The sequence below is a fragment of the Kosakonia sp. MUSA4 genome (assembly GCF_013085925.1).
GTDB lineage: Bacteria > Pseudomonadota > Gammaproteobacteria > Enterobacterales > Enterobacteriaceae > Kosakonia > Kosakonia sacchari_B.
This window is the reverse complement of the sequence record NZ_CP025697.1, coordinates 4,932,231-4,946,536: the sequence shown is the minus strand read 5'-3', so window position 1 is coordinate 4,946,536 and position 14,306 is coordinate 4,932,231. Positions and strand designations below refer to the sequence as shown.

The window sequence follows — 14,306 nt, the reverse complement described above, 5'->3', positions numbered from 1 at the left end:
ACGACGTTGATAGGCCGGGTGTGTAAGCGCAGCGATGCGTTGAGCTAACCGGTACTAATGAACCGTGAGGCTTAACCTTACAACGCCGAAGATGTTTTGGCGGTGAGAGACGATATTCAGCCTGATACAGATTAGACCGGTGTGCCCTGAGGGCATGACGGTAAACAGAATTTGCCTGGCGGCACTAGCGCGGTGGTCCCACCTGACCCCATGCCGAACTCAGAAGTGAAACGCCGTAGCGCCGATGGTAGTGTGGGGTCTCCCCATGCGAGAGTAGGGAACTGCCAGGCATCAAATTTAGCGTGCTGATATGGCTCAGTTGGTAGAGCGCACCCTTGGTAAGGGTGAGGTCCCCAGTTCGACTCTGGGTATCAGCACCAGTTATAGCGGTTAAAGTTCGGCACTTAGAAAGAATTTGCCTGGCGGCACTAGCGCGGTGGTCCCACCTGACCCCATGCCGAACTCAGAAGTGAAACGCCGTAGCGCCGATGGTAGTGTGGGGTCTCCCCATGCGAGAGTAGGGAACTGCCAGGCATCAAACAAAACAAAAGGCCTCGTCGAAAGACGGGGCCTTTTGTTTTATCTGTTGCTTATCCGCAAACACTATCTCTTAGCAAAAATCAATTCGTGTTCAGTGCCTCAAATGTTGCGCTGCAACGACCTCTCGTAAAACACCTGACATTAGAACGAGAGCGATAAAAAAGGCCACCTGCGGGTGGCCCTGAAACACGGCGATAACGATCAGTGGATAACTTGCGACAGGAAAGCGCGGGTACGTTCTGATTTCGGGTTCGCAAAGAACTCTTCAGGCGGCGCCTGCTCAACAATCTCACCACGATCCATAAAGATCACGCGATCAGCGACGGTACGGGCAAAGCCCATTTCATGGGTGACGCACAGCATCGTCATACCAGATTGTGCCAGCCCAATCATCGTATCCAGCACTTCTTTCACCATTTCCGGATCCAGCGCTGACGTGGGTTCATCAAAAAGCATGATCTTTGGCTTCATGCAGAGCGAACGGGCAATCGCCACACGCTGCTGCTGACCACCCGAAATCTGTCCGGGAAATTTGTGCGCATGCTCGGCAATACGCACGCGCTCAAGATAGTGCATTGCCAGCGCTTCAGCTTCCTTCTTCGGCATTTTGCGCACCCAAATTGGTGCCAGCGTACAGTTCTGTAATACGGTGAGATGCGGAAACAGATTGAAGTGCTGGAAAACCATGCCCACTTCCTGGCGGACCTTTTCAATATTGCGGATATCTTCGTTCAGCTCGATACCATCAACAACGATACGGCCCTGCTGATGCTCTTCCAGATGGTTGATACAACGGATAGTCGTTGATTTCCCTGAACCGGAAGGGCCGCAGAGTACAATACGTTCACCCTGCTTAACGTTCAGATTGATGTCCTTCAGGACATGGAACTGCCCGTACCACTTGTTCACATTATCGAGCGTAATCATCGCGTCGGCAGGTTGCATAATCATATTACTCATGGTGTTCCTCAGTGCGGTGTACGCCCGGTGTTAAAGCGCTTTTCCAGATGCTGGCTGTAGCGCGACATGCTAAAACAGAAAATCCAATAAACTAACGCGGCGAAAACATAGCCCTCAGTCGACATGCCGAGCCATGCCGGATCGACCGTAGCCTGCTGCACGCTGCTGAAAAGATCGAACAGGCCGATGATGATCACCAGGCTGGTATCTTTAAACAGCGCAATAATGGTGTTCACCAGGCCCGGGATAACCAACTTCAGCGCCTGCGGCAGAATCACCAGGCCCTGCGTTTTCCAGTAGCCCAGTGCCAGAGACTCTGCGGCTTCGTACTGGCCTTTTGGCAGCGCCTGCAAACCGCCGCGCACCACTTCCGCCACATAAGCAGACTGGAACAGGATTACGCCGACCAGCGCGCGGATCAGCTTATCAATGCTGGTTCCTTCCGACATAAACAGCGGCAGCATGACCGAGGACATAAACAGAACGGTGATCAGTGGCACACCGCGCCAGAACTCAATAAACACTACCGACAAAATACGCACGACTGGCATTTTTGAACGACGCCCCAGCGCCAGCAAAATGCCCAGCGGCAGCGCCCCGGCAATACCGACAGAAGCGATAATCAGCGTCAGCGTCAGACCGCCCCACTGGCGGGTTTCAACGCGATCCAGTCCCAGAAAGCCGCCAAACATTAACCACCAGACAACGATCGGGTAGATAACAGCCCAGCAGGCAATGTAGCGGCCACGGCTTGGTAAAGCTTTCCAGAACATCGGCACAATCGAGAGCAGGCCAATAATCAGCGCCAGATTAATACGCCAGCGCAGTTCATGCGGGTAGAGGCCATACATAAACTGGCCAAAACGCTCATGAATAAACACCCAGCAGGCGCCCGCTTTTGTGCAGTCCGCCCGGGTTGAACCCACCCAGTTCGCCTGAAAGAACGCCCACTCCAGCAGTGGCGGGATCAGTTCCCACATCAGCCACAGACAAACGATCGTTAGCAGCGAGTTAGACCAACTGGAGAACAGGTTTTTTCGTACCCACAACACCGCGCCATTGCTTCTTGCAGGTGTCTGGCGCGCAGAGGGAGACAGAATAGCTTTTGTCATCGTAATTCCTTAGCGCTCAATCAGTGCAATGCGACGGTTATAAATGTTCATCAGTAGCGAGATCGACAGACTGATAAGCAGATAAACAGACATGGTGATAGCGATGGTTTCAATGGCCTGACCGGTCTGATTCAGCACCGTTCCCGCGAAGAGTGACACCATATCCGGGTAGCCGATAGCGGCCGCCAGAGAGGAGTTTTTCGCAATGTTCAGGTACTGGCTGGTCAGTGGCGGAATAATGACGCGTAATGCCTGAGGGATGATGACCTGGCGCAGCGTCACCGGATTCGGCAGCCCCAAAGAACGTGCGGCCTCATGCTGACCATGAGGAACGGACTGAATGCCTGAACGGATAATCTCAGCGATAAACGCTGAGGTATAAACGGATAACGCAAGCGTCAGCGCGGCAAGTTCCGGGATCAGCACCATTCCGCCCTGGAAGTTAAAGCCGCGCAGTTGCGGAATCTCCCAGTGCAATGCTGCGCCGAAAACCCAGTGTGTCAGCAGCGGTAGCGCAATAATCAACCCCAGCGCAACCGGCCAGGTACGACGCAACTGACCGGTCTTGATCTGATAGGCTTTATTAAAACGAAACAGACCGACAGAAATGATCACTGCCACGATAACAGCGGCAGCAAAGGCCAGCAGACCTTCGCCAATTTGTGGAGAAGGAATATAGAGGCCACGGTTGCTTAAAAACAGCAAATCCATCGCATTAACCGCCTGGCGTGGGCCGGGCAAGTTACGCAGTACGGCAAAGTACCAAAAAAAGATTTGCAGCAGCGGCGGGATATTGCGGAAGGTTTCGATATAAATCGTCGAGAGTTTTCGCAGTAACCAGTTTTCCGACAGGCGCGCCAGGCCAAGGAAGAAGCCGAGGAAAGAGGCGAATACAATACACAATGCCGAGACCAGCAAGGTGTTAAGTAAACCAACAAGGAACACCCGGCCATAGGTGTCGCCCTGCTCATAATCAATCAAGTGTTGAACAATACCGAAACCAGCGGCGCGATCGAGGAACGCAAAGCCGGAGGTGATCCCGCGATTGTTCAGGTTAGTAACCGTGTTGTGTACCAAATAGATTGCGATAACGACCACGGCGACAATCGCAAGGATTTGAAACAGCCAGGCACGAACCGCAGGGTTAGAAAGGGAGAAGGAGCCTTTCACGGTTGGGCGGCGATGGGACATAGCAAAAACCTCAGTAACCATGACTCTGGGCTGGGCACCACGCGAGGTGGTGCCCGTTACAGCACTTGCGAATTAACGCACTGGCGGAGCGTACTGGATACCGCCGTTATTCCAGAGATTGTTCTGGCCACGTTTGATTTTCAGCGGGCTTTCAGAACCTACGTTACGTTCAAAGATTTCGGAATAGTTACCGACTTTCTTGATGATGTTGTAAGCCCATTTATTATCAAGCTTTAGATCCTTACCAAAGTCGCCTTCTTTGCCCAGCAGGTGAGCCATATCTGGTGTCGCCGGGTTTGCGGCTTTCTCATCAACGTTCTTCGAATTAACGCCCATCTCTTCCGCATTCAGCATCGCGAACAGCGTCCAGCGCACGATGGCAAACCAGTCGTCGTCGCCACGGCGAACAACCGGACCCAGCGGCTCTTTCGAAATCACTTCCGGCAGGACGATCCACTCAGCCGGGTTGCTCAGTTTGATGCGTAGCGCGTACAGCTGAGACTGGTCGGAAGCCAATGTATCGCAACGGCCTGACTCCAGCGCTTTTGCCGATTCGTCAGAACGATCGAAGGTGACCGGGGTATATTTCATGTTGTTGGACTTGAAGTAATCCGCCACGTTCAGCTCGGTATCTGTACCGGCCTGAATACAAACGGTTGCGCCATCCAGCTCTTTCGCGCTTTTCAGACCCGCTTTGTTATGGGTCAGGAAGCCGATACCGTCGTAATAAGTTACGCCAGTAAATGACAGCCCCATGCCGCCGTCGCGGGAAGAAGTCCAGGTGGTATTACGGGAAAGAATATCCACTTCGCCGGACTGCAACGCGGTAAAACGCTCTTTCGCAGTCAGCGGGGTGTATTTTACTTTGCTGTCGTCACCGAAAACGGCGGCGGCAACGCCACGGCAAACGTCTACGTCGATACCGGTGAATTTACCGCTCGCGTCCGCGTAGGAGAAGCCAGGCAGGCCGTCGCTGATACCGCATTGTACAAAACCTTTCTTTTTAACGGCATCCAGCGTTGTACCGGCATGCGCCTGATTTGCAAGAGCAAACAGCGTACCGGCAGCGACCAGGCTGGCGATCATCATCTTTTTCATAATGTATCCTGTGTGGCGAAAAATTTATCGTTATATAAAGGCGTCCGGGAAACGCCTGAAACCTGTCTGTGGCTATGGCCATTCTCTTTTAAGCAAAGGGAATGCCAATATTGCGAATGACGTGTTTGAAAGGGGCGTATACGCAATATTGAGAGTGTAGACAGGAAAAAATAAAACCAGCGCTCCATCGTGGTGCAAAACTACAACCTGCGCCACAAAATGGAGCAAAAAAATTACAGGAATTACTTTTTATTAACAGACAAGTTTCGCAGGTGAATATAAGCAATATAGTGAATGGGCAGAGAGTGTGAATCAGCTCACGAAGAAAGGGCGGATATACAAAAACAGGATATTAATACGCGGCGGTTAATGATTTATTTTTGAATAACGGCAGCTATGAAATGCTGGACATTTACTGGCGGGAAAAAGAGTGCACCACAATAAAGCAAAAGCGCGGCTCACCGCGCTTTTGATAATTTATCGGGTCAACGCCACGATGCCAAGCGTCAGACCGGCCAGCGCCGCTGCGCCACCTGCAATCGCTCCGGCGGTTTCCCAGTTATCCTGAGTTGTCCCTTTCATGCAGGTATTGGTATGCACCAGGCGACCCTGATCGTCATACACCGGCACGCAAGGAGAATCATGAGCACAACCGGCAAGCAGTGTTGTCAGTAATGCTACAGCGATGAAATTTTTCATAATGTTACCTCGAAATAAACACAACTCCCGATATCAATACCCGTGATATCTCTACTGAGTCGATGTTGATTATTTTACCATCCGGTAACGGCGATTCCCTGGGGTAATAATCTCAAAGTATGTGCAGTGTAAACATCATGGAGAGAAAAGTGCGGCCCGGAATAGAAAATGCAGAAAAGATGAAGCAGAGAATAAAAATAGCGCTGGTTCAACTACAACATATTGATTAATGGCCAACCAGGCACGGCACTGTGAAATTAACGGTGTGCGAATAATAATCCAGTTTATCGCTCAGGTAAAATAAAAGCGCTGTTAAGCGCCTTGATTTAACTGCTTAATTATTTTCAGGAAAAGGTATCCGGTGGGGTAAGTTTATTACCATAAGCGGTAATGGATTCCGCACTTACTGGTTTCCCTAATAAATAACCTTGTAGCGTGTTGCAGCCCAATTCAGTGAGAAAAGCCTGTTGTTCTTCCGTTTCCACCCCTTCCGCCACAACTTTCAGGTTCAGCGTTTTGGCCAGCGCGACGATCGCCGAAACAATCGTCGCATCCTCACCCTCTTTACACAGTTCCCGAACAAAGGCGCGATCGATTTTTAACTCGCAGGCCGGTAGACGCTTTAAATAAAGCAGGCTGGAGTAACCGGTGCCGAAATCATCAATCGAGGCCTGCACACCCGCATCCGTTAACTCGGTTAATACGCGCACGCTCTCATCAGGATTGCTCATGGCGGTGGTTTCCGTCACCTCAAGAATCAGCTTTTCTGGTGGAACATTATGTTTTTTCAGCGCCTCCAAAATGGTCTGTACCAGCCCATTTTGCTCGAATTGCATGGTGGAAAGATTAACGGCAATCGACCACTCCAGATGGCCCTGTTTGCGCCATTCGCTAAGCTGCCGACAGGCTTCATCCACCACCCAGTTACCTAGCGGCACAATCAGGCCGGTTTTCTCCGCCAGCGGAAGAAACACGTCCGGCGACAGAACACCCTGGAAAGGATGATGCCAGCGCAATAGCGCCTCAAAACCAATGACCGGCCCGGACGGCGCTTTAAATTTCGGCTGGTAGACCAGGCGAAACTCCTGGCGTTCCAGCGCTAACCACAAATCGTTGAGCAGTTGCAGTTGGGTTTGCGCCAGTGTATTCATCGAGGGCTGGAAGAAGTGATAGCCATTACGACCCATATGTTTGGTGTGATACATCGCCGCATCGGCGTTAAACATCAGCTCGCGCTCGTTTTTACCATCGTGCGGGTAGAGGGCAATCCCGACACTCAGCGTGACGATCACGTCGTAAGGATCGATATTGAAGGGTTTGTCGATTGCGCGGACCAGCGCATTGGCAAGCGTTGCGGCTTCATCCGGGGCACTGACTTCCGCCAGCAGAACAAACTCATCGCCGCCGATACGCGCCAGCGTATATTGCCCTTTCAGCGGCTGCCGCAGACGATCGGTAACTGCTACCAGAAGCTTATCGCCAACATCATGCCCCCAGGCATCATTTACGGTTTTGAAACCATCCAGATCCATAAACATCAGCGCAAAGAAAGATCCTTCGCGTCTGGCTTTATTAATCGCTTGTTCAAGGCGGTCTTCCAGCAATACGCGGTTTGGCAGACGGGTCAGCGTATCATGCAGGGCCAGACGCGCCAGCTCGCGGTTAGCCGCCGCCAGTGACGCTGCCAGCAGGGAAGTCCGCGCCTGTAAACGAGCATCGAACATTGAGACCAGCAGCGTAATGCCGAGAACCGAGAACGCCATCATACTGACCAGAATGACCAGCCAGTTGTTGTTGAATCCGTGGTGCCCCGTTGCATGCTGTGGAGGAAATTGCGCCGCCATCATGCCGGTATAGTGCATTCCGGCAATGGCAATCCCCATCAGGATCGCCGCGCCAAAGCGCATCAGCGCCACTTGAGCGGCTTCATGACGCAGACGGAAAGTGAGCCACAATGCAGCGAAGGATGCCGCCAGGGCAATTACCACCGACAGCGCGACCCAGTTCATATTCCAGACGATAGCGGGTGAAACCTGTAATGCAGCCATGCCGGTGTAATGCATAGCGACAATCCCCAACCCCATAATAATGGCGCCGGGTATCAGGCGTTGGAGATGAAGCTGCGGGCCGCTGACGAGCCAAAGGGCGAACAGTGATGAGCCGATGGCGATGGCCATCGAAAGGGCAGTCAGAATGGGTTCATACAGCATGCTCATCGAAATATTCATCGCCAGCATGCCAATAAAATGCATCGCCCAGATGCCGATCCCCATCGCCACGCCGCCGCCGCTTAGCCAGACCCACGACGCGGTTCCGCTACTGGAGGTGACGCGTCCGGCCATATTCAGGGCAGTGTAAGAGGCCAGAATGGCGACAATAAAAGAAACAACAACAAGGATATAGTCGTATTGGCTAACCAGCATGATGTCATCAACTCATTCACTAAGATCGTTACGTATTACTACGGTCGTACGGGCGAAAAGGGCTGAGACATTATCATCGACTAAAGATGACGCAAAATGATTTAAATCCCCGATATATGCAGGGGATAGCAGCAAGTTCGCGAACTTTCGCTACAAGCAATCACTTACAGATTATCGCAATTCACCAGTTTGAGAGGATTGACGGAATTCATGTTGCGGCATTTATCGACCTCGGTGGTGATGTACTCCACCCAGTGCATGATTAAGCCATCCAGCGCAAGGATTGAGAGGGCGAAAACGACCAGCCACCAATATTTGCGAATCATTCCGTATCTCCCTTTCTTGCAACCATTGGCTGAAAATATACACGAATCCGCAACCGTACAAAGAGCGGGAAAGCGGGGTTTTTAGCGTCATTTCAGGCAATAAAAAAGGCGCTTCCCCATGCCGGTTAGCGCCTTTTTATCAATACAACTGACTGATTCAGAATCAGTTCATGCCGTATTTTTTCAGTTTTTTACGCAGCGTGCCGCGGTTGATGCCCATCATCAGCGCCGCGCGGGTCTGATTACCACGGGTGTATTGCATCACCATGTCCAACAGTGGCTGTTCTACTTCAGCCAGTACCAGCTCATACAGGTCATTAACATCCTGACCATTCAGTTGAGCAAAATAGTTCTTCAGTGCCTGTTTTACCGAGTCACGGAGCGGTTTTTGGGTTACCTGATCCTGAGAGTTAACGGTAGAAACGGTCAGTACGTCAGAATTTACGCGTTGTTCGAACATAGTTCTGTCAGCTCTTTATTTCTGTTTACGCAAAATTTTCGAAGTATGCCTCCAACGCCTCCAGCTGTTCGCTGGCATCCTCAATGGCGTTGAATGTGCGCCGAAACTGGTCATTCGGAGCGTGCTCCTGAAGATACCAGGAGACGTGTTTACGTGCGATTCGGTAACCTTTTGCCTGACCATAAAAGTCATGCAGTTCCCGAACATGCGCGCAAAGCAAGCGCTTAACCTCTGCCAAAGGCAGCGGGGCCAGCAGCTCCCCAGTGTCCAGATAGTGCTGGATTTCCCGGAAGATCCAGGGTCTTCCCTGAGCTGCGCGGCCTATCATCAGGGCATCCGCCCCTGTATAGTCGAGCACAGCTCTGGCTTTTAGCGGGTCAGTAATGTCGCCATTCGCGATAACCGGAATGGAAACTTTCTGCTTAACTGCCCGAATACTGTTGTACTCAGCTTCTCCGTTGAACAAACAGGCGCGGGTGCGTCCATGAATGGTCAGAGCCTGAATACCACATTCTTCAGCCAGTTGGGCAATTTCTACGCAGTTACGGTGTTCCGGAGCCCAGCCCGTGCGAATCTTCAACGTAACAGGCACATCCACTGCATTCACTACCGAGGTCAGGATAGACTTCACCAGATCCGGGTACTGTAGCAGAGCCGAGCCTGCCAGCTTGCGATTCACCTTTTTCGCCGGGCAACCCATATTGATATCAATAATCTGGGCGCCACTTTCCACGTTAATGCGTGCGGCTTCCGCCATTTCATCCGGATCGCTCCCTGCAATTTGCACGGTGCGAATACCAGGTTCATCAATGTGCACCATCCGCAGTCGGGATTTATCGCTTTCCCACACTTGCGGGTTAGACGACATCATCTCGGATACGGTCAAACCTGCTCCCATCTCGTAGCACAACGTCCGGAATGGTCTGTCGGTAATGCCAGCCATGGGCGCTGCGATCAGGCGATTTCTGAGCTGGTGATGTCCGATACGCATGAGTTAAGAAATGACCATACTGTGACTGCAAGGCGGCGTATATTACGCATTTTTTGCACGAGATGAAAGGCCAAACTTTGAGCAATCCTCTGTTGTAGATCAAGGAATCGCCAGTCCGCCAGAGCGATTTTAAAATTAAATTATATATTTCATGTGGTTATGATGAAGATAAAAATTTCATGTAACTAATAAATTCGCGCGAGTTATCGTTTTTTGCCTGGCCATCAGCGGCAGAATTGTTGTTTTTTACAGCAGAAAAAAGCGGATTTTGCGAACTTGCTCCCATTTTTATGCCGATGGTTTTTCGCGGCCAGGCCGCCACACATCGGCTTTAGCGGGCGATGATGTGCATGAAAAGCGTCCGGATTGCGACGGGAAAATTGTCAAAGGGTGTTTCGCCTACAGACTGACGGCAGATAAAGGCAGGGGAGATAAAAAACGTGGCCCGCAGGCCACGCTTAAGCACTACTTCTTCTGGCCGGTGATACGGCACCACTCCTCTTTCTCGACCACCGGATCGAGCGTGAAGAGATCGGCATAAGCCTCGCAGACGCTTTCTGCCTGGCTGGCAAGGATACCGGAAAGCCCCAGCAGGCCGCCCTCAACGGGCAGTACGCTGATTAACGGTGCCAGCTCGCGCAGAGGGCCAGCCAGGATATTAGCGACCACCACATCCGCTTTCATCGCCTCTGGCTGGTCATTGGGCAGATAGAGATCCAGACGATCGGATACGCCGTTACGTTCGGCGTTGTCGCGGCTGGCCTGGATCGCCTGCGGATCGATATCAATGCCGATCGCCTTTGCGGCACCCAGTTTCAGCGCCGCGATCGCCAGGATCCCCGAGCCGCAGCCAAAGTCGATCACCGTCTTGCCGTTCAGATCGAGGCTGTCCAGCCATTGCAGGCACAGCGCCGTCGTTGGATGGGTGCCGGTGCCGAACGCCAGACCCGGATCGAGCATCACGTTGACCGCGTTTTCGTCCGGCACATCGCGCCAGCTTGGGCAGATCCATAGCCGCTCGCCAAAGCGCATCGGGTGGAAGTTATCCATCCATTCGCGCTCCCAGTCTTTATCTTCCAGCTGCTCGATTTTATGGGCGAAGCCTTCACCCAGTAGTGGGTGCAACGCAAGCTGGGCGACCACATCGGCCATCTCCGTTTCGGCGTCAAACAGGCCGATAACGTCGGTATCGCCCCATAAGCGAGTTTCGCCCGGCAATGGTTCAAACACAGGCGTGTCGTGCGTATCCTGGAAGGTGATGGATACCGCACCTGCTTCCATCAAAGCATCGCTCAGATCTTCAGCATTTGCGCCGGTGGTGTTCAGTTTCAGTTGGATCCATGGCATGTCGTAACTCTTTATTCATTAACAGAAACAGTCGGAGCCTGCGGCGCCGGTTGACCAAAACGGTTCCCGACGACGAAGGCCAGCAAACTTAACAGCAACGAGGGCACAATCGGATGAAAGCCCAGGTACTGAATATTAAAGGTGGCGAGAACGGCATACAGCACGCCGCCCGTGACCATGGCGCTCAATGCGCCAGCAGCATTCGCCCGCTCCCAGTACAACCCCAAAACCAGCGGCCACAGGAATACCGCTTCCAGACCGCCAAACGCCAGCAGGTTTAACCAGATAATCATCTCTGGCGGACGCCATGCCGCCAGCATCATCAGTACCCCGAGCACCAGGGTTGTCACGGTGGAGATCCGTTTTAAACGTGGTTCATGACGAATTTTAGTCGGCTGGGCGCTTAACCACAGATCTTTGATGATCGTGGCCGAAGCCTGCAACAAATGCGCATTGACGTTCGACATGATCGCCGCCATCGGCGCAGCAAGAAACAGCCCTGCAGCCCAGGGCGGTAACACCTCGACCATCAGCGTCGGGATCACCTGATCGGGTACCGAAAGATGTGGCAACACGGCGCGGCCGAGTGCGCCAGCGAGATGCATTCCCAGCATTAACAGCGCGATGACAATAGTGCCGATAATAATGCCGCGGTGAACAGATTTGCTGTCTTTATAGGAAATACAGCGAACGGCGGTATGCGGTAAGCCGATCACACCAAAACAGACCAGCACCCAGAATGAGGTCATAAATGCGGGTGAAAGGATATCGTGGGCGCCGTGCGGGCTTACCAGTTGCGGATCGATCTGTTGCAGCGTTTCTACGGCACTGTGCAGCCCGCCAGCGGCATGGATCACGCCGACGAGCAGCACCAGCGTGCCAATCAGCATTACCATACCTTGCATCGTATCGTTGAGTACACTGGCGCGAAAACCGCCGAACGCGGTGTACAACGCAATGGTGATGCCAAAGATGAGCAAACCGGATTCGTACTTGATTCCCGCCGCGGTTTCTAACAGACGGGCGCCGCCGATAAATTGCACGGCGATGGCGCCGACAAAGGCAACCAGCAGGCTAAGGCTGGCGATCCACACAACCGCACGGTTCTGGTAGCGAGCCATCAGCATGTCATTCAGGGTAATCGCATTGTAACGGCGCGCCAGGATGGCGAACTTTTTGCCGAGAATACCCAAAGAGAGCCAGATGGTCGGCACCTGGATCATCGCCAGCAACACCCAGCCAAGACCAAATTTATAGGCCGCGCCCGGTCCGCCGATAAATGAACTGGCGCTGACATAGGTTGCCGTCAGCGTCATTGCCAGCACAAAACCGCCCATCGAACGGCTGCCGAGGAAGTACTCACTCAGGAACGTGCCTTTGCTGCGCTGGCGCATAGCATAAAAGGAGAGACCAAAGACCACGATCAGGTAGATAACCAGTACGGCGATAATTTCACTCTGCATCGTTATCCTCCAGCGGAATATCGCGGAAGATAAAGCGCACCATGGCCCAGCACAGCAGCACAAAGACCAGCGGCGTCAACAGGCAGGCCAGCTCAAACCAGCGCGGCAGCCCGGTGAATCCCTGCTCCGTACCAGGTATGTAAGCGCATACTAACCATGCAGCAAGATAGAGAAGGGTCAGCCACAACGCCCAGCGGGCTTCTTTGTGGGCCTGAACAAAACGGTTGTCCATTTTTTTCCCTTGTGGATGAAGAAAGCGGGGATTGTACCCTATGGAAAAGATGAGGGGAGAGAAAAAGAAAAAAGGCCGGAAAATCCGGCCTTTTGCAGCGATTACAGATTATTTTTCCTGCAACCCGAGCTTTTTCTCCAGGTAGTGGATGTTGGTGCCACCGTGCTGGAAATTCTCGTCGTTCATGATGCGGGTCTGCAAATCCACGTTGGTTTTGATACCGTCGATAATCAGCTCCTGCAGCGCATTCTTCATGCGCGCAATCGCCACATCGCGGCTCTCACCGTAGCAGATCAGTTTGCCGATCATTGAATCGTAATACGGCGGCACGGTATAGCCGGCGTAGATGTGCGATTCCCAACGAACGCCAAAGCCGCCCGGCGCGTGGAAGCGCGTGATTTTACCCGGGCTTGGCAGGAAGGTGTTCGGATCTTCGGCGTTGATACGGCATTCCACCGCATGGCCCCTGACCACAACTTCATCCTGCTTGATGGACAGCGGCTGACCGGCTGCAATGCGCAGCTGCTCTTTGATCAGGTCAACACCGGTGATCATCTCGGTAACCGGGTGCTCAACCTGAATACGGGTGTTCATTTCAATAAAGTAGAACTCGCCGTTTTCAAACAGGAACTCGAACGTACCCGCCCCGCGATAACCGATATCGACACAGGCTTTGGCGCAGCGTTCGCCGATATAGCGACGCAGTTCCGGGGTAATGCCCGGTGCCGGTGCTTCTTCGACCACTTTCTGGTGGCGGCGCTGCATGGAGCAGTCACGCTCAGCCAGATAGATGGCGTTGCCCTGGCCGTCTGCCAGTACCTGGATCTCGATATGACGAGGATTTTCCAGGTATTTTTCCATGTACACCATGTCGTTGTTGAAAGCGGCTTTCGCTTCCGCACGGGTCATGGCGATGGACTGCGCCAGGTCGGCATCTTTGCGCACAACGCGCATACCGCGACCGCCGCCGCCGCCGGAGGCTTTGATAATGACCGGATAACCGATGCGTTTGGCATGCGCGCGGTTAGCGTCATTATCATCGCCCAGCGGGCCGTCGGAACCTGGAACGGTCGGAACGCCAGCTTTCTTCATGGCGGTAATCGCGGACACTTTGTCGCCCATCAGGCGAATGGTGTCGGCTTTCGGGCCGATAAAGATAAAACCGGAGCGCTCAACCTGCTCTGCAAAGTTGGCGTTCTCAGAAAGGAAGCCGTAACCTGGGTGAATCGCCACGGCGCCGGTGATTTCGGCAGCAGAGATGATCGCCGGGATGTTCAGATAGCTTTTCACGGACGGTGCCGGACCGATACAGACCGTTTCGTCCGCCAGCAGTACGTGTTTTAAATCGCGATCCGCAGTGGAGTGCACGGCGACAGTCTTGATGCCCAGTTCTTTACAGGCACGAAGAATACGCAGTGCGATCTCGCCGCGGTTAGCGATAACAATTTTATCCAGCATGTGCGC

13 protein-coding genes, 1 tRNA gene and 2 rRNA genes are annotated in these 14,306 nt (G+C 52.9%); 3 read left to right on the top strand and 13 right to left on the bottom strand.

Annotated elements, in window-relative coordinates; genetic code table 11:
• The first annotated feature begins 174 nt into the window (after positions 1–174).
• From rrf (C0557_RS23505) to rrf (C0557_RS23495), 3 genes are all read left to right on the top strand, one after another.
• Positions 175–290, top strand: a 5S ribosomal RNA gene (gene rrf / locus C0557_RS23505).
• Positions 291–304: 14 nt separating this feature from the next.
• Positions 305–380: transfer RNA gene (locus tag C0557_RS23500), tRNA-Thr, on the top strand.
• Between the two features lie 38 nt (positions 381–418).
• A 5S ribosomal RNA gene (gene rrf / locus C0557_RS23495) occupies positions 419–534 on the top strand.
• Positions 535–741: 207 nt separating this feature from the next.
• Here rrf (C0557_RS23495) and C0557_RS23490 read toward each other — a convergent pair.
• The 13 genes from C0557_RS23490 to accC form a co-directional block, all read right to left on the bottom strand.
• Positions 742–1,500, bottom strand: coding sequence for an amino acid ABC transporter ATP-binding protein (locus C0557_RS23490; RefSeq protein WP_007369845.1), 759 nt, complete (start codon positions 1,498–1,500; stop codon positions 742–744).
• An 8-nt stretch (positions 1,501–1,508) separates the two neighbouring features.
• Positions 1,509–2,612 (bottom strand): amino acid ABC transporter permease, encoded by a 1,104-nt coding sequence (locus tag C0557_RS23485; RefSeq protein WP_208661561.1) that lies wholly within the window; start codon positions 2,610–2,612, stop codon positions 1,509–1,511.
• Between the two features lie 9 nt (positions 2,613–2,621).
• On the bottom strand, positions 2,622–3,803 hold the full coding sequence (locus tag C0557_RS23480) for an amino acid ABC transporter permease (protein ID WP_208661559.1): 1,182 nt from the start codon (positions 3,801–3,803) through the stop codon (positions 2,622–2,624).
• 72 nt (positions 3,804–3,875) lie between these two features.
• Positions 3,876–4,901 carry an amino acid ABC transporter substrate-binding protein gene (locus C0557_RS23475; RefSeq protein WP_074778639.1) on the bottom strand — a complete coding sequence of 342 codons (1,026 nt, stop codon included), beginning with the start codon at positions 4,899–4,901 and terminating at the stop codon, positions 3,876–3,878.
• Positions 4,902–5,378: 477 nt separating this feature from the next.
• Complete coding sequence (locus C0557_RS23470) at positions 5,379–5,600, bottom strand: hypothetical protein (protein WP_035888016.1); 222 nt, start codon at positions 5,598–5,600, stop codon at positions 5,379–5,381.
• Between the two features lie 344 nt (positions 5,601–5,944).
• On the bottom strand, positions 5,945–8,023 hold the full coding sequence (locus C0557_RS23465; RefSeq protein WP_208661557.1) for a bifunctional diguanylate cyclase/phosphodiesterase: 2,079 nt from the start codon (positions 8,021–8,023) through the stop codon (positions 5,945–5,947).
• Between the two features lie 164 nt (positions 8,024–8,187).
• Positions 8,188–8,349 carry a DUF2556 family protein gene (locus C0557_RS23460; RefSeq protein ID WP_007369851.1) on the bottom strand — a complete coding sequence of 54 codons (162 nt, stop codon included), beginning with the start codon at positions 8,347–8,349 and terminating at the stop codon, positions 8,188–8,190.
• A gap of 163 nt (positions 8,350–8,512) precedes the next feature.
• A complete protein-coding gene (gene fis / locus C0557_RS23455) occupies positions 8,513–8,809 on the bottom strand; it encodes a DNA-binding transcriptional regulator Fis (RefSeq protein ID WP_000462905.1) in 297 nt (98 codons plus the stop codon).
• 25 nt (positions 8,810–8,834) lie between these two features.
• Positions 8,835–9,800 (bottom strand): tRNA dihydrouridine synthase DusB, encoded by a 966-nt coding sequence (gene dusB, locus C0557_RS23450; protein ID WP_035888013.1) that lies wholly within the window; start codon positions 9,798–9,800, stop codon positions 8,835–8,837.
• Between the two features lie 465 nt (positions 9,801–10,265).
• Complete coding sequence (gene prmA, locus C0557_RS23445; protein WP_208661555.1) at positions 10,266–11,147, bottom strand: 50S ribosomal protein L11 methyltransferase; 882 nt, start codon at positions 11,145–11,147, stop codon at positions 10,266–10,268.
• An 11-nt stretch (positions 11,148–11,158) separates the two neighbouring features.
• On the bottom strand, positions 11,159–12,610 hold the full coding sequence (panF, locus tag C0557_RS23440) for a sodium/pantothenate symporter (protein WP_007369855.1): 1,452 nt from the start codon (positions 12,608–12,610) through the stop codon (positions 11,159–11,161).
• Entirely contained in the window at positions 12,600–12,842 is a 243-nt protein-coding gene (locus tag C0557_RS23435) for a YhdT family protein (RefSeq protein WP_043956350.1), read from the bottom strand. The genes panF and C0557_RS23435 overlap by 11 nt, the downstream gene beginning before the upstream one ends.
• A 108-nt stretch (positions 12,843–12,950) precedes the next feature.
• On the bottom strand, positions 12,951–14,300 hold the full coding sequence (gene accC / locus C0557_RS23430) for an acetyl-CoA carboxylase biotin carboxylase subunit (protein ID WP_208661552.1): 1,350 nt from the start codon (positions 14,298–14,300) through the stop codon (positions 12,951–12,953).
• Positions 14,301–14,306 lie beyond the last annotated feature (6 nt).

Excerpts from the sequence above, each read along its gene's own strand:
- C0557_RS23490 (WP_007369845.1), bottom strand. The coding sequence starts at position 1,500 with ATGAGTAATATGATTATGCAACCTGCCGACGCGATGATTACGCTCGAT.
- C0557_RS23485 (WP_208661561.1), bottom strand. The coding sequence starts at position 2,612 with ATGACAAAAGCTATTCTGTCTCCCTCTGCGCGCCAGACACCTGCAAGA.
- C0557_RS23480 (WP_208661559.1), bottom strand. The coding sequence starts at position 3,803 with ATGTCCCATCGCCGCCCAACCGTGAAAGGCTCCTTCTCCCTTTCTAAC.
- C0557_RS23475 (WP_074778639.1), bottom strand. The coding sequence starts at position 4,901 with ATGAAAAAGATGATGATCGCCAGCCTGGTCGCTGCCGGTACGCTGTTT.
- C0557_RS23470 (WP_035888016.1), bottom strand. The coding sequence starts at position 5,600 with ATGAAAAATTTCATCGCTGTAGCATTACTGACAACACTGCTTGCCGGT.
- C0557_RS23465 (WP_208661557.1), bottom strand. The coding sequence starts at position 8,023 with ATGCTGGTTAGCCAATACGACTATATCCTTGTTGTTGTTTCTTTTATT.
- C0557_RS23460 (WP_007369851.1), bottom strand. The coding sequence starts at position 8,349 with ATGATTCGCAAATATTGGTGGCTGGTCGTTTTCGCCCTCTCAATCCTT.
- fis (WP_000462905.1), bottom strand. The coding sequence starts at position 8,809 with ATGTTCGAACAACGCGTAAATTCTGACGTACTGACCGTTTCTACCGTT.
- dusB (WP_035888013.1), bottom strand. The coding sequence starts at position 9,800 with ATGCGTATCGGACATCACCAGCTCAGAAATCGCCTGATCGCAGCGCCC.
- prmA (WP_208661555.1), bottom strand. The coding sequence starts at position 11,147 with ATGCCATGGATCCAACTGAAACTGAACACCACCGGCGCAAATGCTGAA.
- panF (WP_007369855.1), bottom strand. The coding sequence starts at position 12,610 with ATGCAGAGTGAAATTATCGCCGTACTGGTTATCTACCTGATCGTGGTC.
- C0557_RS23435 (WP_043956350.1), bottom strand. The coding sequence starts at position 12,842 with ATGGACAACCGTTTTGTTCAGGCCCACAAAGAAGCCCGCTGGGCGTTG.
- accC (WP_208661552.1), bottom strand. The coding sequence starts at position 14,300 with ATGCTGGATAAAATTGTTATCGCTAACCGCGGCGAGATCGCACTGCGT.